The organism is Megasphaera sp. UBA4382, assembly GCF_002391155.1.
Lineage (GTDB): Bacteria > Bacillota > Negativicutes > Veillonellales > Megasphaeraceae > Megasphaera > Megasphaera hexanoica.
This window is the reverse complement of the sequence record NZ_DGRS01000017.1, coordinates 1-18322: the sequence shown is the minus strand read 5'-3', so window position 1 is coordinate 18322 and position 18322 is coordinate 1. Positions and strand designations below refer to the sequence as shown.

General features: G+C 53.8%; 13 protein-coding genes. All 13 read right to left on the bottom strand.

Translation table 11 applies throughout. The features are described 5' to 3' along the window. The coding region (locus B4H10_RS01860; RefSeq protein ID WP_292018059.1) for a PriCT-2 domain-containing protein at window positions 1-1233 on the bottom strand (1233 nt) is incomplete at its 3' end. Next, on the bottom strand, window positions 1223-1645 hold the full coding sequence (locus B4H10_RS01855; RefSeq protein ID WP_059076082.1) for a hypothetical protein: 423 nt from the start codon (window positions 1643-1645) through the stop codon (window positions 1223-1225). The genes B4H10_RS01860 and B4H10_RS01855, both read right to left, overlap by 11 nt. Before the next feature lie 279 nt (window positions 1646-1924). Continuing rightward, a complete protein-coding gene (gene malQ / locus B4H10_RS01850; protein ID WP_292018058.1) occupies window positions 1925-5314 on the bottom strand; it encodes a 4-alpha-glucanotransferase in 3390 nt (1129 codons plus the stop codon). A 64-nt stretch (window positions 5315-5378) separates the two neighbouring features. After that, window positions 5379-6818, bottom strand: coding sequence for a glycogen synthase GlgA (gene glgA, locus B4H10_RS01845; protein ID WP_059075929.1), 1440 nt, complete (start codon window positions 6816-6818; stop codon window positions 5379-5381). A gap of 61 nt (window positions 6819-6879) precedes the next feature. Next, entirely contained in the window at window positions 6880-8901 is a 2022-nt protein-coding gene (gene glgB / locus B4H10_RS01840) for a 1,4-alpha-glucan branching protein GlgB (protein WP_292018057.1), read from the bottom strand. Between the two features lie 23 nt (window positions 8902-8924). After that, complete coding sequence (locus tag B4H10_RS01835; RefSeq protein WP_150824761.1) at window positions 8925-11357, bottom strand: glycogen/starch/alpha-glucan phosphorylase; 2433 nt, start codon at window positions 11355-11357, stop codon at window positions 8925-8927. 18 nt (window positions 11358-11375) lie between these two features. After that, window positions 11376-12488 carry a glucose-1-phosphate adenylyltransferase subunit GlgD gene (gene glgD / locus B4H10_RS01830; protein ID WP_236699638.1) on the bottom strand — a complete coding sequence of 371 codons (1113 nt, stop codon included), beginning with the start codon at window positions 12486-12488 and terminating at the stop codon, window positions 11376-11378. A 2-nt stretch (window positions 12489-12490) separates the two neighbouring features. After that, window positions 12491-13648, bottom strand: a complete 1158-nt coding sequence (locus B4H10_RS01825) for a glucose-1-phosphate adenylyltransferase (RefSeq protein WP_170088093.1) — start codon at window positions 13646-13648, stop codon at window positions 12491-12493. Window positions 13649-13956: 308 nt separating this feature from the next. Beyond that, the gene (locus B4H10_RS01820) at window positions 13957-14199 is read right to left on the bottom strand and encodes a DUF4911 domain-containing protein (RefSeq protein WP_349678332.1); all 243 of its coding nucleotides are present in this window, start codon (window positions 14197-14199) and stop codon (window positions 13957-13959) included. Beyond that, on the bottom strand, window positions 14189-15451 hold the full coding sequence (locus B4H10_RS01815; RefSeq protein ID WP_292018056.1) for a peptidase U32 family protein: 1263 nt from the start codon (window positions 15449-15451) through the stop codon (window positions 14189-14191). The genes B4H10_RS01820 and B4H10_RS01815 overlap by 11 nt, the downstream gene beginning before the upstream one ends. A 53-nt stretch (window positions 15452-15504) precedes the next feature. Further along, entirely contained in the window at window positions 15505-16176 is a 672-nt protein-coding gene (locus tag B4H10_RS01810; RefSeq protein WP_292018055.1) for an O-methyltransferase, read from the bottom strand. Window positions 16177-16256: 80 nt separating this feature from the next. Next, on the bottom strand, window positions 16257-16820 hold the full coding sequence (locus tag B4H10_RS01805; RefSeq protein ID WP_292018054.1) for a hypothetical protein: 564 nt from the start codon (window positions 16818-16820) through the stop codon (window positions 16257-16259). 25 nt (window positions 16821-16845) lie between these two features. Next, a partial coding sequence (locus tag B4H10_RS01800; RefSeq protein WP_292018053.1) for a ribonuclease J occupies window positions 16846-18322 on the bottom strand: 1477 nt, incomplete at its 5' end.

Genomic DNA, 18322 nt, shown 5'->3' with positions numbered 1-18322 from the left:
CCGGTGGCAGGGGAATTGTCCCAGCCAGGAGGTCCCTTCGGCTATGGCGATGCACAGTTCGATGAGGGCAAAGGATTTTCCCGCCTTGCTGGGCCCGGCAAGCATCATTTTATGGCCCTGCCGCAAAAGGCCGTCGATGAGTACCGGATCGAGAGGCGGCGGGTTGCGGCGCAGGCGGGACAGGTTTTCAATGGGCGTTTCCCCCTCTTTTTCATCGTCCAGCGCAGCCAGCCATTCCGTGTAGGACTGAAAGGGACTGTCATAGGGTATGAGGTACTGCCAGCTTTCGCCGCGGCGGATACCAGGCAGGCGCATGAGCCGCGCGGGGTTGCGGTTGGACACATCAACGTGATAGCCGTGTTCATGGCAGGTCTTGTACAGGAAATCGACGCGCTGGCGGTACAGGTCATAATCCGTACCGGCATCGATATGTACGACGGCGTGCAGACTTTTTCCTCCACTGTAAACGAGCGCAGCCACGGGCAACTTCAGGCTGCATATCCGATCGAGCTGCTGCTGTAAAGTCTGGTCATCTGCTTCGGCCAGTACATAGGTAAATTCCCGCACGTTGCTGTTGCGCACTCCTTTTCCATCCAGCGGGTTGATGCGCACCCAGGCCCCGCCGCGGTAGTCGTAGTCCCCCAGGGCATAGCCCACGTCGTGGCTGGCTTCGAGGGCTTTGATGATGTGGCGCTGTTTCCGGCCATATACGCCCCGTCCTGCCGGCACGCAGCGGTCTTTCTGTTCCATGGACTTCATGACGTATCCCACGTAATCATCAGGCGAAAAAAGCCGTTCCAGAAAGTCCCGTATATCCTGACAGGGGTCCCATTGGGGCGGCGGCTCCGTGAGAGGCCGCCGGCTTTCCCGAGGACATGCGGCCGCCGGGGCGATGCGGATTGCCTGCGGCCCCGGGTCGATGTAGATGGCTTCGTCAAGGGAAATAGGGAGATTACCACCCTTTTCCCTGCCGTATCCCCGGTCCATGGCCATCTGCATGATGGTGCCGCCGGTCACGCAGGGCGTCCTCGTATTGGAAAAGGTCTGCCATTTCCGTTCGCATTCCCCGCTGTGATAGCGGGCCATGTCGCGGCGGCTCCAACTGTCCCAGTCGCCGGCCGTACAGCCCTCGTATTTGAGGGCCATACCGACGTCGCACCATTCCTGATACGTACAGGATGCCGGGTCGATCCACGACAGGGCCTCCAGAAGATCCTGCCGGTCAGAAGGCACGGCACTCGTCCTCTTCGGGGATGATATACCGGTCTATCTGATTATACAGGCGGTTCTTGTATTCCCGTGTCGAAATCCGCGCCCGTCCGCTGCGGCCGCGCAAGGCCGGCCAGTCGATTTTCAGGCGATCCCCCACCCGGGCCAGTCCCAACGTCATGGCGAAACTCGATATCTTGAACAGCATTTTCCGGCAGAAATAAAACCGGTCGTGGACGATGGCATCACCGTCCGGCGTCTCCACGAGGAGTTCCACATCCATTTCATGACAGGCAGGGATTTTGTCACTGCCGTCAAAATAGGACCGGGTGATGTTCTGTACCGTAAAGGGATATTCTCCCGGCTCCAGTTCGATATAGTCCTGTTTGACGATTTCGATCTCGTCATCCCAGGAAAAGACTTCCTTGCTTTCCATGTCACAGATTCTCCTTTCAAGATGTAAATTTTTTTGCATGATGCATTTGCACTTCCTGCAAACGAACTGATTTGAGCCTAGCACAAAATACAGCATATGTCAAAAAAATGCAGATTAGAAAATAGGGAGAAAATTTTAATCTGCAGGCAGTTTATATAGAAAAACTCCCCTCAGGAACGATTATCCTGAAGGGAGTATGTATGATAATGCTTACTTGTCAGATAAACTAGTTTCTTCGTACGGGGCGGCTGGCACTGATGATCATGGCCCGTTCCCTTCTCAGCGGTGGTACGTATGACAGAGGCGGGAGAGCCAGCGGGCCAGGTCCAGGCGCATCTGGCCGTCTTTCAGCTGCCAGTGCCAGTTGCCTTCTACGGTCCCCGGCGTGTTCATCCGGCCCGATGACGGCAGGAACAGCAGGTCCTGGAAGGGCACGATGGCCGTTTCCGCCCGGCGGCTGTAGACGTATGCGATGAGGGCCGCCGTCACTTCGCTGGCCATGGCATCATTAGACAGGTGCAGCATGAGGCACAGGCGCTGCTGCTGTTCTTCCGGCAGGGATTCGTACCAGCCCCGGGTAGTGTCATTGTCGTGAGTCCCCGTATAGGCGATGGAACACGGTTCCGTATCGAAGGACAGCCGGCCGTCAGACCGTTCTTTCAGATGGAACGGCAGGACCCGCATCCCCGGCAGGGAGAAATGGCTGCGCAGGCGGCATACGTCGTCGGTGATGATGCCCAGGTCTTCGGCGATGAGCCGCACCGGCCCCAGTTCCTGATAGACCCGGCGCAGAATGTCTTCTCCCGGTGCCGGTTTCCATTGCCCTTCCCGGGCCGTCCTGGCTCCGGCCGGGATAGACCAGTATGCGGAAAATCCGCGGAAATGGTCGATCCGCACTTCATCGACCAGGGACAGGGTGTGGCGGAAGCGCTGGACCCACCAGTCGTATCCGTCTTTTGCCATTGCCTGGTAATCGTAGAGGGGGTTGCCCCAGAGCTGGCCTTCGGCACTGAAATAGTCAGGCGGCACGCCGGCCACACTCCTGGGATTTCCTGCCTCATCGAGGTCGAACAGGCCCTGATGGGACCAGCAGTCGGCGCTGTCGTGGGCGACGAACATGGGGATATCCCCCAGGATAGAGACGCCGTTGTCATGGGCATAGGTGCACACGTCCTGCCACTGACGGTGTACGATGTACTGAAGGAAGCGGTAATGATCGACCGCACCGGCCAGTTCCTTACGGTAGCGGGCACAGGCCGCATCTTCGTGGCGGGCAATGTCTTCCGGCCATTCGGTCCAGGCCTTTCCTTTGAAGAAGTCACGGACGGCACAAAACAGGGCGTAGTCATCGAGCCAGCTCTTATTTTTTCTGCAGAATGTGTCAAAAGGCTGCCAGGGAATGACCAGGTCCGGGTCGTGGGACATATCCCAGAGGGCGCGTTCCTTGCACTGCCAGGCTTCGTCCCAGGACGAGGTTCCCGCCGCTTCCTGGCGGTACTGGTCATAGCGTTCTCTTTTGAGCCAGCCTGCCCGGTACAGGAAATCGAGGGAAATGAGCCGTTCGTTCATGGCAAAGGCCGACCGCGAGTAATACGGCGAATCGCCGTCGAGAGGCGGTGTCAGCGGCAGGACCTGCCACAGGCTCTGGCCGGCGGTCTTGAGGAAATCGATGAAATGATAGGCTTGTTCCCCCAGGTCGCCACAGCCCCACGGCGACGGCAGGGACGTAGGATGCAGGAGGATGCCGGCCCGCCGTTTTCCCCCTTCTTGTCCGGCCAGGACGACAATGCTGAGTGGCGGCAGGGTCAGATCGAGGCGGCTGCCCGTCGTTTCCAGCGGTTCCATATTGGGGACGAGGGCGTTGTACAATTTACCGTACAGCAGTCCGTCCGTATAGAGGCTGATGGAATGGACGGCCGTCGTGCTGCGGTTGATGGCGATGACAAACAGTCCGTCCCGGGCGGGCTTATCAAAGACATCGCGGCCGCCTTCGATGGACCGGCAATATACGTAGACATCGCCCTTGCTGTACAGGGGGATGAACCGCCCCGTCTGCAGGGCATCGTGTTTGCGCCGCAGGGCTGTCAGCCGTTTCACCCAGCGCAGGAGGCTCATGTTTTCGTGGCCCCAGGGATAGGTACGGCGGTTATCCGGGTCTTTTCCCCCAGTGAGGCCGGCTTCGTCGCCATAGTAGATACAAGGCGCGCCCGGCATGGTCATCTGCCAGGCCATGAGCAGCTTCACCCGGCCTATGGCGACGGATTCGCCGCGCACATCGGCATCACTGCTCTGGCAGACCGTGAGGATCCGTTCGATGTCGTGGCTGCTGATGAGGTTGAGCATGGCATACCAGTTTTCCGGCGGATAGTTCTCCACCAGCTGCATGAGTTCCCGCCCCAGGCGGCCGCCGTCTTTCTGGCCCAGCACGAAGGCCACGGCCATGGCCCGGAGGGCGTAATTCATGGCACTGTCTATATCGTAACCGCAGAGGTATTCCCGCTGCTCGCTGTAGGCAATCTTATTGGAAGCGTCTTCCCAGACTTCGCCGATGAGGACGGCATCGGGATTTTCTTCTTTGAGCGTATGATAGAAACTGCGCAAAAACGGCACGGGCAGTTCGTCGATGACGTCGAGGCGCCAGCCGCTGATGCCCTGGCCCAGCCAGTATTTGAGGACACTGTTTTCACTGCGGATGATGAAATCCATATAGGACGGCGTCGTTTCTTCTACGTCCGGCAGGTCCTTGACACCCCACCACGATTCATAGTCGTCGGGGTAGTCCGTAAAGCGGTACCATTCATAGTACGGCGATTCTTTGGACTGATAGGCGCCCAGGGACGGATAATGGCCGAAGCGGTTGAAATAGATGCTGTCGGCGCCGGTATGGCTGAATACGCCGTCGAGGATGATGCGGATGCCCCGCTTGCGCGCTTTTTCGCACAGGGCAGAAAATTCGTCATTAGTCCCCAGGAAGGGGTCGATGCGGTGATAGTCTCCCGTGCCATAGCGGTGGTTGCTGCAGCTTTCAAAGACCGGGTTGAGATAGATGGCCGTAACGCCTAAATCTGCGAGGTAGTCGAGTTTCTTCCCGATGCCGGCCAGGTCGCCGCCAAAGAAATCGTACTGGACCACATCACCTGTTTCCGTATTCTTGCAGTAATAGGGCCGGTCGTCCCAGGAGCTGTGGATGACGGCACCGGGTTTGCCCGCCAGGTGCTGCCAGTCCATGCGGCCGCGGCAGAAGCGGTCGGGGAAAATCTGGTAGACGATGGCGTGTTTGAACCAGTCCGGCGTGTGGGCGTTCTTGTCGTAGACAGTAATCTGAAACGCCGGCGGCACCGTGTCATAGAGGGCTCCCACGCCGCCGAGGTGGTCCTGGTTATTGCCGTAGTACAGGCGTTTGCCGTCCCATTCGACGATGAAATAATACCACAAGAGGCAGCCCTTCTGCGGTACCTGCCAGGTCGCGGCAAAGGTATCCCCTGCGGCTGTCATGGGGACGAGCGATTCCCCGGCATTGCTCTGCCAGAGCCGTACGGTGGCCTTACAAGAAGAGGTCGGCCGGCCGCTGACGGACAGGCGCAGGGTCAGCTCTGACCCGGACGGTACGGCGCCAAAGCGGGACCGGTAGTGGCTGTCGTGGGAATCATGATATAGGCGTAGTTCCATAGTCGTTCCTTTCTTTATCGCAAAACCCCTGCCGCAGCATGCCGGGCAGGGGTCCTTTGTGTCATTATCTGTCTAATACGGTGTGATACAGATCCGCATAGGCCTGGGCCGAGCGGTCCCATCCGTAATCGCTTTCCATGGCATTGCGGACGAGGTGTTCCCAGACGACGGGATCGGCGTAGTAGCTGAGGGCTCTCTTGACGGTAAACAGCAGTTCATGGGCATTGAAGTTCATGAATGTCAGGCCGTTGCCCTGATTCGTATACTTATCGAAGGGGATGACCGTATCCTTGAGTCCTCCCGTTTCCCGGACGACCGGCACGGCCCCGTATTTGAGGGCGATGAGCTGGCTCAGGCCGCATGGTTCGTAGCGGGACGGCATCATGAAGATGTCGGCGGCAGCATATACCTGATGGGCCAGGCCTTCGTTGAAGAGGATGTTGGCCGACACCTTGGTCGGATAGCGCCGGGCCAGATTGCGGAAGGCATCTTCGTAGGCCCAGTCGCCGGTGCCGACGATGACCAGCTGGATATCTTCTTCGATGAGTTCATCCATGATGCAGGTCACCAGATCCAGTCCCTTATCCGCTACCAGGCGGGTCACCATGGCGACGACGGGGATATTGCGGTTGACAGGAAGGCCCAGTTCCCGCTGCAGGGCTTCCTTGTTGATATGCTTCCTGGCCGGGAAGGTATCGGCCGTATAAGTCGCGGCGATATGCCTATCCGCCGCCGGATTGTATTCATCTTCATCGAGGCCGTTGATGATGCCCGTGATGCGGTCCCGGGCCGAGCGGATATAGCCATCCAGACGTTCCCCGAAATAAGGATAGGTGATTTCCTGGGCATAGGTCTTGCTCACAGTCGTAATGTAATCGGCATAGACCATGCCTGATTTCATGTAGTTGACGCAGCCATCACATTCCAGGTTGCCGTTGTCAAAGAGTTCCTGCGGCAGGCCGATGATGTCGCGCATGATGGATGGCGGGTAAATCCCCTGGTATTTGAGATTGTGGATGGTATAGATAATCTTCATGTGCTGGTAGAACGGGTCATGATAGAAATCTTCTTTCAGGAAGACGCCCATGAGGCCCGTATGCCAGTCGTTGCAGTGGATGATGTCCGGCTGGAATCCCACTTTTGGGAGCATGGTCAGGACGGCGCGGCAAAAATAAGCGAACCGTTCGTCGTCGTCATCAAACCCATAGAGGCGGTCCCGTTTGAAATACCATTCGTTATCGATGAAGTAGACCGTGACGCCGTTCCAGTCGATTTCTTCTACGCCATAGTAGAGCTGGCGCCAGGCCAGGTTGACGATGCCGTGGGTGACCGGTTTCATCTGTGCCCGGAACGATTCGGCGATCTGGCTGTATTTGGGAATGACCAGACGCACATCCATCCCTTTGGATGCCAGTGCCTTCGGCAGCGCTCCCATGACATCTGCCAGGCCTCCGGTCTTGATAAAAGGAACGGCCTCGGAAGCCGCAAACAATACTTTTACCATCTGTATCACCTTCTTAGTACACTCTTAAAATTAGGATCCCATCGTATGATGATCATGTTGTTCAACTTTGTTTTTTCCCGGTCCTCTTCTTGGAGGAAGCCTTGCCTGTCCGGGATTTTCCCCGGGCCGGGGCGCGCCGTTTCTGTACGGTGCCGCTCATAGCAGCCGATACGGTGCGGTGAGCTTCTGCCACCGAATCGAGTTCGATGTATATGGCTGCCAGCGGTGGCAGCGTCAGGGACAGGGACTGGTCCATGCCGTGCATGGAGATGTCTTCTGCCGTAAATTTTCCTTCATTGACCACGCCGGATCCGCCAAAGCGGCTGTCATCGCTGTTTAAGACTTCCACATAGGTGCCGGGCTGGGGCACGCCGAAGCGGTAATCGTGGCGCACGACAGGCGTGAAATTGCAGACGACGATGGTCAGGTCTTCCTTGTGGATTCCCTTGCGGAAGAAGGCGATGACGCTGTTGTCCCGGTCATCACAGCTGATCCAGGAAAAGCCGGACCAGTCGAAGTCTTCCTGCCAGAATTCGCGATGGGATGCATAGAATCCGTTCAGTTCCCGTACGTAGTCGTGCAGTTTGCGGTGCATGTCGTAATCGAGGAGATGCCAGTCCAGGCTGTCATCGTATTTCCATTCGATGAACTGGCCGAAATCGCCGCCCATGAACAGGAGCTTCTTGCCCGGATGAGACATCCAGTAGCCGTAAAAGGCCCGCAGGCCGGCAAATTTCTTCCAGTAATCGCCGGGCATCTTATCCAGGAGCGACCGTTTGCCGTGGACGACTTCATCGTGGGACAGGGGCAGGACGAAATTTTCCGAAAAGGCGTAGCACAGGGAAAAGGTAATGAGGTTCTGATGGTCTTTGCGGAACAAGGGATCCATGGACATATAGCGCAGCATGTCGTTCATCCAGCCCATATTCCATTTATAATTGAATCCCAGTCCGCCCACTTCGATGGGTTTCGTCACCAGCGGCCAGGCCGACGATTCTTCGGCGATCATCAGGGCCTGGGGGACTTCGGCGAAGACGGCTTTATTGAGGCGGCGGATGAAATCGATGGCTTCCAGGTTTTCCCGGCCGCCGTATTTATTGGGCTGCCACTGGCCGTCGCTGTGGCCGTAGTCGAGGTACAGCATGTTGGCCACGGCATCGATGCGCAGGCCATCGACGTGGAATTCCTTCAGGAAAAAGAGGGCGCTGGAAATGAGGAAGGACTGCACTTCCGTGCGGCCATAATCGAAATTCATGGTGTCCCATTCCTTGTTTTCTGCCAGGATGGGATTGCCCGATTCGTAGCACGGTTCGCCATCAAAATATCGCAGGCCGTGGGCATCGCGGCAGAAATGGCCCGGTACCCAGTCTACGATGACGCCGATACCGTTTTGGTGGCAGTGATCGACGAAATACATGAAATCTTCCGGCCTGCCGTAACGGCTGGTCACGGAGAAATAGCCCGTCCCCTGATAGCCCCAGGAGCCGTCAAAAGGATATTCGCACAGCGGCATGAGCTCGATATGGGTATAATGCATATCTTTCACGTAGTCTACCAGCTGGTCTGCCAGTTCCCGGTAGGTCAGCATATCGCCGTTTTCTCTGCGCCGCCACGAGCCCAAGTGGACTTCATAGGTCAGCATGGGCTGGGCGTATGAATCGTAGTCTTTACGGCTGGCCATCCATTTCTTGTCTTTCCACGTATAATGGAGCTTGGTCAGCTTCGATGCCGTATCGGGCCGGACTTCCGACCAGAAGGCATAGGGGTCGCTTTTGAGGATGACATCGCCCGAAGCCGTCGTGATGGCGTATTTGTAGTTATCCCCTTCGGAAAGACCGGAAATATAGCAGGTCCAGATGCCATTTCCCTTGTCGCTGCGCGTCATGGGGTCGGCCGTTTCATCCCATTCATTGAAATCACCGACGACGCTGACGGCCTGTGCATGAGGTGCCCACACGGCAAAGCGCACGCAGGCTTTGCGCCGGTACGCCGTAAAATGCGCGCCAAAGAGGCGGTAACTGCTGTCGTTCGTTCCCTGATGATACAGATAGGTACTATAATCATCGATGGCACTGAGTTTCATCCGTGCACACCTCCTTTATTACATCAACTCTTGACCGGTTTCAGGTGCCAGATTCCCGATGCGTACTGGCGGATGGTCCGGTCACTGGAAAAATAGCCCGAATGGGCGATATTGACGGCGCTGGAATGGAGCCACTGGAGGCGTTTGTTGTAGCGCCGTTCGATTTCCTGCTGTGCCTGACAGTAGGGTTTGAAATCTTTCAAGACGAAGAATTCATCGTTGCGGTCCAGGAGTGAATCGTAGAGCATGCCGAAGGATTCGCCATTTCCCAAAGATCCATCGACGAGGCTGTTCATGATCTGGCGGATATCCGCATCTTCGCTGTACATATTCCACGAGGAATAGCCGCCGTGGATATAATAATCCATGACTTCGTTGGCCCGGAGGCCGAAGATGACGCAGTTGTCATCACCCACTTCGCGGTGGATTTCCACGTTGGCCCCGTCCATGGTGCCCAGGGTGATGGCCCCGTTCATCATGAATTTCATATTCCCCGTACCAGACGCTTCTTTTCCGGCCGTAGAGATCTGTTCGCTCACATCGGCGGCCGGAAACAGGAGCTGGCCCAGGGAGACGTTGTAGTTTTCCAGGAAGAGGACGCGCATCTGCTTGCGGATACGGCGGTCGTTGTTGACCAGCCGGGCCACGACGTTGATGAGCTTGATGGTCTGCTTGGCTTCCCCATAGCCGGCAGCTGCCTTGCCGCCAAAAAGGAAGGTCCTCGGCGTAATCTGCATCCGGGGATTGGCCTTGAGGACGTAATACAGGTGCAGGACGTGGAGAATATTGAGGAGCTGCCGTTTGTAGAGATGGATCCGCTTGATCTGGATATCAAAGATCGATGCCGGGTCTACCTTTACTTCATACTTCTGCTGGATATAATCGGCCAGGATGTATTTGCGGGTCTGTTTCACCTGGGCCAGCCGTTCGAGGAAGGCCGGGTCTTTGGAAAATTTTTCCACGTCCATGAGGCGTTTGGCTTCCAGCCGCCAGTCCGGCCCGATGGTGTCATCGAGCAGTCCTGCCAGCTGCGGATTGGACTGGATGAGCCAGCGCCGGTGGGAGACGCCATTGGTCTTATTGGAAAAACGCGACGGGAAACAGGTGTAGAACTGGTGCAGCGTCGAGTCCTTCAGGATCTGAGAGTGGATTTCCGCAACCCCGTTGACACTGTGGCTGCCGAGGACAGCCAGATGGGCCATGTGGACCTGTCCATCCCAGAGGACGGCCACATCGCGGGCCTTGTCTTCGTCGCCGGGGAAGCGCTTGCGGACTTCGGCCAGCCAGCGCCGGTTCAGTTCTTCCACGATGAGATAAATCCGCGGCAGCAGGGACTTGAACATGGGAATGGACCAGCGTTCCATCGCTTCCGGCAGGATGGTGTGGTTCGTATAGGCCACGGTGCGGACGGTCACATTCCAGGCCGCATCCCACGAAAGTCCTTCTTCATCCATGAGGATGCGCATGAGTTCGGGGATGACCAGGGCCGGATGGGTATCGTTGATATGGATAGCGATGTACTGATCGAATTTATACAGGCTTTCTTTGATTTTTTTCTTGTAATAGCGCACGATGGACTGCAGGCCCGCCGATACCATGAAGTATTCCTGCATGAGCCGCAGCTTGCGCCCTTCTTCCGTGCTGTCTTCGGGATAGAGGAAACGGGAAATGAGCTGCACGCTGTTCTTGTAGTGGAATGCCCGGTGCCGGTCGCCCAGAGACAATTCGCGGTACATATCTTCCCGGGAATATTCGGCCCGCCACAGGCGCAGGGTGTTCACCGTATGGTTGTGATAGCCTACGATGGGGACATCGTAGGGCACGGCACGGACAGAAGAATATTTTTCGTAGACACATTCCAGGCCGCCGTCTTCGGAAGGGCGCATGTAGGCGTTGCCGCCAAAGCGCACGTTGACGGCCTTATCGACCTTCTTGACTTCCCAGGGGAATCCGTCGGCCAGCCAGCTGTCAGGCAGTTCGACCTGCTGATCGTCGATGATGCGCTGATTGAAGAGTCCGTACTGATAGCGGATACTGCAGCCATGGCCAGGAAGCTGGAGCGCTGCCAGGGAATCGATGAAGCAGGCAGCCAGTCTGCCCAGGCCCCCGTTTCCCAGTCCCGGATCCCGTTCTTCCGGGATGATCCGGTCCAGGTCCCAGCCCAGGTCCTTGAGCCCGGCCCGGCAGACATCTTCCATGCCCAGGCCGATGAGGTTGGAATCGAGCAGCCGCCCCAGGAGGAACTCGATGGAAAAATAGTAGACCTGTTTCGCCTTTTCTTCGGCATAGGTTTCATTCGTGCGGATCCAGTCTTCACTTACCAAATCACGGACCATGAAGGCTACGGTCTGATATACTTCGTTCGGTGTCAGATCGGGCAGATCCTTTTCCCACAAAATGTGTGCTTTTTTGGTAAATTCACTCTTGAATTCTTCTTTATCCTGCCACGTGTTCACTATTTCAGGACTCCTTTTTTAGATGACGGAACATTTGCCGATGCAAAGCGGTGTTTCTCGTGTTCCCGAAAGTTCAGCCTCCGGCTGGATGACGGCGTTTTTGTCGCATACGACATAATCCAGATTGGCATCGGCACCAACGACGGAGTGCTGCATGACAATACTATTGCGGATAACGGCATTCTTCCCTACCCGCACTTTGCGGAAGAGAATCGAATTTTCGACTTTGCCTTCGATGATGCAGCCGTTGGCCACAAGGGAATTGGTGACGTGCGATTCTTCCATGTATTTTGCCGGCGCTTCGTCCTTGATCTTCGTATAGATATGGCGCTGGTTCTGGAGGAATATGTCCCGCCAGGTATGGACGTCGAGGAAGTCCATATTGGTTTCAAAATAAGACTGGATAGAATCGACGCGTTTTACGTACCCCTTATAATTATAGCCAAAAATCCGCAGGCGGTCTACATTGCGCTTGAGGACGTCGGTGATAAAATCTTTATAGCCTTTGGCGTAAGCCCGGCGGACGCAGTGCTGATAGATTTCCGTGTCGATGAGGATCTGGCGCTGGTACAGGTTGTCCCCGGCCTGGATTTCCGCCTTGGAATTGATGCCCGTGATCCGGTCCTTGTCGTTGATTTCCAGGACGTAGCCTTCTTTTTCCTTGCCTTTCGGCACCTGCGTATAAATCATAGTCACGTCGGCATTATGACGGCGGTGGAAATGGAGCACTTCCTCGTAATCGATATTCTGCACCAGATCGCAGCTGGTCGCCAGGATGTACGGGCTGTGGCCGCGCTTGACGAAAAGCAGATTCTTGTAAAAAGAATGGATATCCCCTTCTACGGGATGGATGATATCTTCCACGTCAGCCGGCAGATAGAACAGGCCGTCCCGTTTGCGGGCCAGTCCCCATTCCTTCCCCGAGCGGATGTGGTCCAATACGGAGCGGGACTGGGACGACAGGAGGATACCTACGTTGCCGATCCCGGCGTTTACCATATTGGAAAGAGTGAAATCAATGAGGCGGAACTTGCCTCCCATAGGCACGGTCGCCAGCGGGCGGTGTTCATTGAGTTCAGGGAGTGTCTTGCTGTCCTGTAAATTGATAAGACCCATCATTTCGCTGCCCATACTTATGCATCTCCTTTGCTGGTTGCTGCGGCGGTCACTTCGCCATGACGGCCCAGTACGGCGACGGACCCGTCTTTTTTGTGTACGACCGCACCGCTGTGGATGATGCAGTCTTCGCCGATGATGGCCTTGTCTACGACAGCGCCGGATTCGACGACGGTTCCCGGCATGATGACCGAATTGGTGACCCGGGCGCCTTCTTCGACGGTGACATTATAGAATATGACCGAATCGGATACCTGGCCCAGGATGGCCGCGCCTTCTGCGATGAGAGCACTCTTGGCGCTGCCTTTCGGCCCGATGAAATGAGGCGGCATGGACTGGTTGCCGGCATAGATGCGCCAGTCGGGATCGCTCAGGTCCAGAGGCGGTTCGTCGGCCAGAAGGTCCATGTTGGCCTGCCAGAGGCTGTCAATGGTACCGACATCTTTCCAGTATCCTTCAAAGGGATAGGCATAGAGTGCTATCTGATCTCTCAGCATGGCCGGGATGACGTTTTTTCCAAAATCGTGTTCCGACGTTTCATCCTTGGCGTCGGCCCGCAGATACCGTTCCAGCACCGGCCGGTCAAAAATATAGATGCCCATGGAGGCCAGGTTGCTTTCGGGCTGCTTCGGTTTTTCCTGGAATTTCGTGATGCGCATGTTGTCATCAGCTACCATGATGCCAAAGCGGCTCGCTTCATCCCAGGGCACGCGGATGGTGCCGATGGTGACTTTCGCCTGATGTTTCTTATGGAAATCCAGCATTTTGGAATAATCCATGGAATAAATGTGGTCGCCCGACAGGATGAGCACGTAGTCATCCCCTATCATTTCGACGAAGTTCAGATTCTGATAAATGGCATCGGCCGTCCCGCGGTACCAGTTCGTACCATTGCCATTGGTGTACGGCGGCAGTACGAAGGTTCCCCCCGTGTCATTATCGAGGTCCCAGGAGCTGCCGTTGCCGACGTACCAGTTCAGTTCCAGCGGCTGGTACTGGGTCAGGATGCCGACCGTCCCGATGCCGGAATGGCGGCAGTTGCTCAGGGTAAAATCAATGATACGGTATTTACCGCCAAAGAGCAGCCCAGGCTTGGCTTGATCTTTTGTCAGGACACCGAGACGGCTGCCTTTGCCGCCTGCCAGTATCATGGCCAGACAATTCGATTTTCTCATACGATTTCCTCCTCACGCAGGAAACAGCTGCATCGATACCGGTCTGCTCCCATCGTACCGGGACAGCCGTTCCTCTATTTGTCTTCCTATCTAAGCTTTGGCAGATTAACAAAATCCTTGTATGCAAATATTATACACTACTTAAAATATTTTTTTAAGGGTTTGTTATCCCTATTTACGGAAATTTCACGAAAAACGTACTAAATATAGAATACCACAAAAAAACACACCTTCATCTGGTAGTTGACAAAGATGAAAGGTGTGTCCGCAATGGCAGTCCGTACCATACAGGCCGCCGGCTGTTTATTCTATTCTTCTGTTTCTTTCAGTGCTTCTTCCCTCGTCAGGAGCGTCACCATAAAGGGCAGGGCCAGAAGGATGCGCCGTGCCGCATCGGCCGTGTCCGCCGTAGTGCGCACGAAGCCGATGCCCTTTTTCCCATCGAGGGCCGTGACGACGCCGACGTATTCAAATCCTTCCATGATACGGGTGACGAAGGTCATATTGCCGGGATCGATCTTGAAATACACCCAGTCGGCATCAAGCATCATGACGGATCACCTCGCGGCGCATCATACTGTACTCTTCCAGCGGCGTATCGCAGGGGATGCCTACGAGCTGCTGGGCATGGGGGGCCGCCGTGATGGTGTTGCCGTCACCATCGGTCATGGCCGGCAGGGTAAGGGTGACCAGCGGTCCTTTCGGCTGGAGAAATTCTACGGTCTGACCGGTCTTGAAATGATTCCGCTGTTCGACCCAGACGATGTGCTTTTCCCGGTCATAGGAACGGACGAGGCCGATGAATTCGTGAGTCTGGGTATTGCTGGAATGGCTGTATACCTGATCTGCTTCGGTCGGACGGGACACGGAGAAGCCCCGCGTATAGGGCCGGTGGGAAATCTTTTCCAGCTCCTGAAGCCATTCGGGGCGCACGTGGAAATGTTCCGGGTCACGTTCGTAAGCATCGATAGCCTGGCGGTATACCTTGACGACCGTAGCCACGTAATGGACGCTCTTCATGCGGCCTTCGATTTTCAGACTGCACAGGCCGGCATCGTACAGATCCGGCAGGTACGGCAGGAGGCAGAGGTCTTTGGAGTTGAAGATATATGTCCCCCGTTCGTCCTCTACGACGGGAAAATACTGGCCCGGCCGCTTTTCTTCAACTACGTTATATTTAAACCGGCAGCACTGGACGCACTGGCCCCGGTTGGAGTCGCGGTTCTGGGTGAAGTAATTGCTCAACAGGCAGCGGCCGGAATAGGAAATACACATTGCTCCGTGAATAAAACTTTCGATTTCCATTCCTTCCGGAAGATGCTCTTTAATATCTTTAATCTCTGCAAGCGAAAGCTCCCTGGCGGTTACCACTCTGGTTGCCCCAAGATCATGCCAGAACCGGAAAGTTCCGTAGTTTGTATTATTTGCCTGGGTGCTGATATGAAGTTCAATCTCCGGCACGATCTTTTTTGCGATCGTAAAGATACCCGGATCCGAGATCAGGATCGCATCCGGCCCAATCTCTTTAAGATCTTTAAAGTACTTCTCCGCTTCATCAAGATCCTGATTATGCGCAAGGATATTTGCAGTCACATAAACCTTTACGCCATGTGTATGCGCAAACTCTACGCCTTCTTTCATTTCGTCTAAGGTGAAGTTATGAGCATTGGCTCTTAAAGAGAACGCTTCTCCTCCGATATAAACAGCATCTGCGCCGTACTTCACGGCTACCTTCAGCACCGGAAGGCTTCCCGCCGGAGCTAAGAGTTCCGGTTTTTTAATTGTATTTGTCTTTTCTGTCATACTTGGTCCTATCTCTGATTATTAATCTTTATTTAGACCCGCATCATGCGTGATCAGTTTTCATCCGCCGCCTTCTTATAGCTCAGCGTCACTCCGTCCCCGATCGTGATCACACTTGTCGTAAGCTGCGGATGATGTTTTACTTCATATACAAAATCCCTCATGCGCTCGTGGATCGTTCGGTCACGTCTTTGTGTTACATAACGGGACCTTACAAGTTCCCCGTCCTGAAGCACATTATCTGCAAGCAAAATACCACCCGCCTTTAAAACTCTAAGCAGATCCGGAAGCATTGAAAGATACTGCGCTTTCGGACCGTCTAGAAAGATCATATCGTAAGGCTCTTCAAGCGCCTTGATCTCTTTAGCAGCATCACCTTCGATCATATGAATTTCAGCTTGCTCCGCGCTTTTTAATTCCTGATAATTTTGAATCGTCTCTTTTGCCTTTTCGATCCTTGGCGGATAATTTTCAATCGTATCAATCCGCTTTAAACTTTCTGAATGTCTTGCCATAAAAGATGCAGAATAAGCAATCCCCGTTCCAATCTCAAGAACTCTTTCCGCCTTTGTCATCTGCATTAACACGCAAAGAAAACTTTCCATTTCCCTGCGTATGATCGGGACATCATGTTCCGCAGCATATAAACGCAGTTCTTCCAGAAACGGTTCATTATCCGTTTCTAAAGAATGCAGATAGCTTGTAATATTTTCATCTACGATCATATGCTTTTACTTTCTTAATAAGATAGGATTGTTGCTTTGAACAATCCTATCGGTCATTTCATATTCTTTTTTATTCTTATTTACTCTTCCATCATACCGTCAGAATAGTCATATCCGGAAAGGATGTTAATGATCTTTTCTGTTGAATAAGACGGGCTGAGTTTATAAGTTCCCGGAATGTAGTTCGCATCATAAATATAGGTGCGCAGTTTATAAAGTCTTGCATCGTTGATGACGCCAAGATCTACTAACTGCTTTGCAATCTCCTCATCCGAAATCTCAGGATCGGTAATCGTAAATTCCACTTTCGTCGTATCCTCTTCATTCAGCGGAGTATCATAGAAAACTCTGTAGGTAAAGAGGAAACATGCAACGCAGATCAGAACAACAAATAAAGTAACCGCGAGTCTGATGATCAGTTTCTTTGTGCGCTGCTTTTTCTGGGCCTTCTGATTTGCTCTGCGAATCTGACTTTCCGGTCTTTTTGAAGCCTGTCTGGCTTTAACGGCAGATACATTATCAGAACGATAACGCTCTAAATTGTTTCGGATCGTTCCTGAAGAAGCTGCTGGTTCTCTATTTATATTGCTCCGGCTGCGCATTCCGGTGCTTCTGCGATCTGTTTTTCTAGGTTCTGTCGCCATAAAAATTCACTCCTGTTGTAAGGTCCTATTCCATTTCCAGAATAAAAGGTAAGATCATCGGGCCTTTGTTGTTTTTGCTTCTAATATACCTTCGGACCCCATCACCGATTATCATCTTTGCTTTACCTCTATTATAGTGGTTTCCAGCAAGATAGTCGATTAGAGCATTATATATGATTTCCCTTAGTTCTTCAATAAGTTTTTCGCTTTCGCCATCGTAAACCCAGCCTCTCGTAAAGACCTCAGGGCCCGATACAACATAGCGTTCTGTCGTGTTAATGCAGACGGTTACGATCAGGACACCGCGCTCTGAAAGGTCCTTTCTGTCTTCTAAGATCGTACGTCCGACATCTTCCACGCCGGAGTTGTCAACATAGATGCCGCCTGCCTGTACATGATCGACAACTTTACCCTTCTTTTCGCTGAGTTCAAGGACATCTCCGGTCTCGATCATAAAGACATGCTTGTCATCGTATCCCATCTCATAGGCAAGCTGTGCATTCGCTTCTCTGTGGCGGAACTCTCCATGTACCGGAACCACATATTTCGGTTTTAAGAGTGCATAAAGAAGTTTTAATTCCTCCTGGCATGCGTGGCCCGATACATGGGCCTGCTCAAAAATGACTTCAGCGCCCATCGCCGAAAGTTCATTCATAACATTAGATACCGCCTTCTCATTTCCAGGAATCGGATTGGACGAGAAGATGATCACGTCATTACTCTTGATATTGATCTTTTTATGACTGTTCGCTGCCATACGGGAAAGGGCTGCCATGCTTTCACCCTGGCTTCCCGTCGTGATGATCACAATCTTATGGTCAGGATAATTACCAATCTCATCCACCGTGATCAAAGTGTTCTTCGGCATCTTGATATAGCCAAGCTCCGTTGCCGTCTCAATGATATTCACCATGGAACGACCTTCCAAGACTACTTTTCTCTTATACTTATACGCTGTATTGATGACCTGCTGCACGCGGTCAACGTTTGATGCAAAGGTTGCGACAATAATACGCTCTTTTTGATGCTGCGCAAACATGGTGTCAAAAGTCTTTCCGACCGTTGCTTCACTCATGGTGTAGCCCTTACGCGGTGCATTCGTTGAATCGCTGAAAACAGCAAGCACGCCTTTTTGCCCAAGTTCAGCCATGCGGGCTAAGTTGATCGCATCTCCATAAACCGGCGTGTAGTCAACTTTAAAGTCACCTGTGTGCAGGATCAGTCCTGCAGGCGTACGGATCGCAATCGCTGCCGCATCGGAAATACTGTGGTTGGTACGGATAAATTCCACTTTAAAATCATGGATATAGAATTTATGACCATACACGACTTCTTTGAGTTTTACAGAATCTTTCAGCCCATGCTCTTCGAGTTTTCTCTCGATCAACGCAAGGGAAAGTCTGGTTCCATAGATCGGCGCGTTGATTTCTTTGAAGATATACGGGATCGCTCCGATATGATCCTCATGACCATGCGTGATCACAAATCCCTTGACCTTGTCC

What these genes read in the sequence shown, in the direction of transcription:
- glgA (WP_059075929.1), bottom strand. Translation starts at nt 6,818, where the DNA reads ATGGTAAAAGTATTGTTTGCGGCTTCCGAGGCCGTTCCTTTTATCAAG.
- B4H10_RS01815 (WP_292018056.1), bottom strand. Translation starts at nt 15,451, where the DNA reads ATGACAGAAAAGACAAATACAATTAAAAAACCGGAACTCTTAGCTCCG.
- malQ (WP_292018058.1), bottom strand. Translation starts at nt 5,314, where the DNA reads ATGGAACTACGCCTATATCATGATTCCCACGACAGCCACTACCGGTCC.
- B4H10_RS01810 (WP_292018055.1), bottom strand. Translation starts at nt 16,176, where the DNA reads ATGATCGTAGATGAAAATATTACAAGCTATCTGCATTCTTTAGAAACG.
- B4H10_RS01805 (WP_292018054.1), bottom strand. Translation starts at nt 16,820, where the DNA reads ATGGCGACAGAACCTAGAAAAACAGATCGCAGAAGCACCGGAATGCGC.
- glgB (WP_292018057.1), bottom strand. Translation starts at nt 8,901, where the DNA reads ATGAAACTCAGTGCCATCGATGATTATAGTACCTATCTGTATCATCAG.
- B4H10_RS01855 (WP_059076082.1), bottom strand. Translation starts at nt 1,645, where the DNA reads ATGGAAAGCAAGGAAGTCTTTTCCTGGGATGACGAGATCGAAATCGTC.
- B4H10_RS01825 (WP_170088093.1), bottom strand. Translation starts at nt 13,648, where the DNA reads ATGAGAAAATCGAATTGTCTGGCCATGATACTGGCAGGCGGCAAAGGC.
- B4H10_RS01820 (WP_349678332.1), bottom strand. Translation starts at nt 14,199, where the DNA reads ATGATGCTTGATGCCGACTGGGTGTATTTCAAGATCGATCCCGGCAAT.
- glgD (WP_236699638.1), bottom strand. Translation starts at nt 12,488, where the DNA reads ATGGGCAGCGAAATGATGGGTCTTATCAATTTACAGGACAGCAAGACA.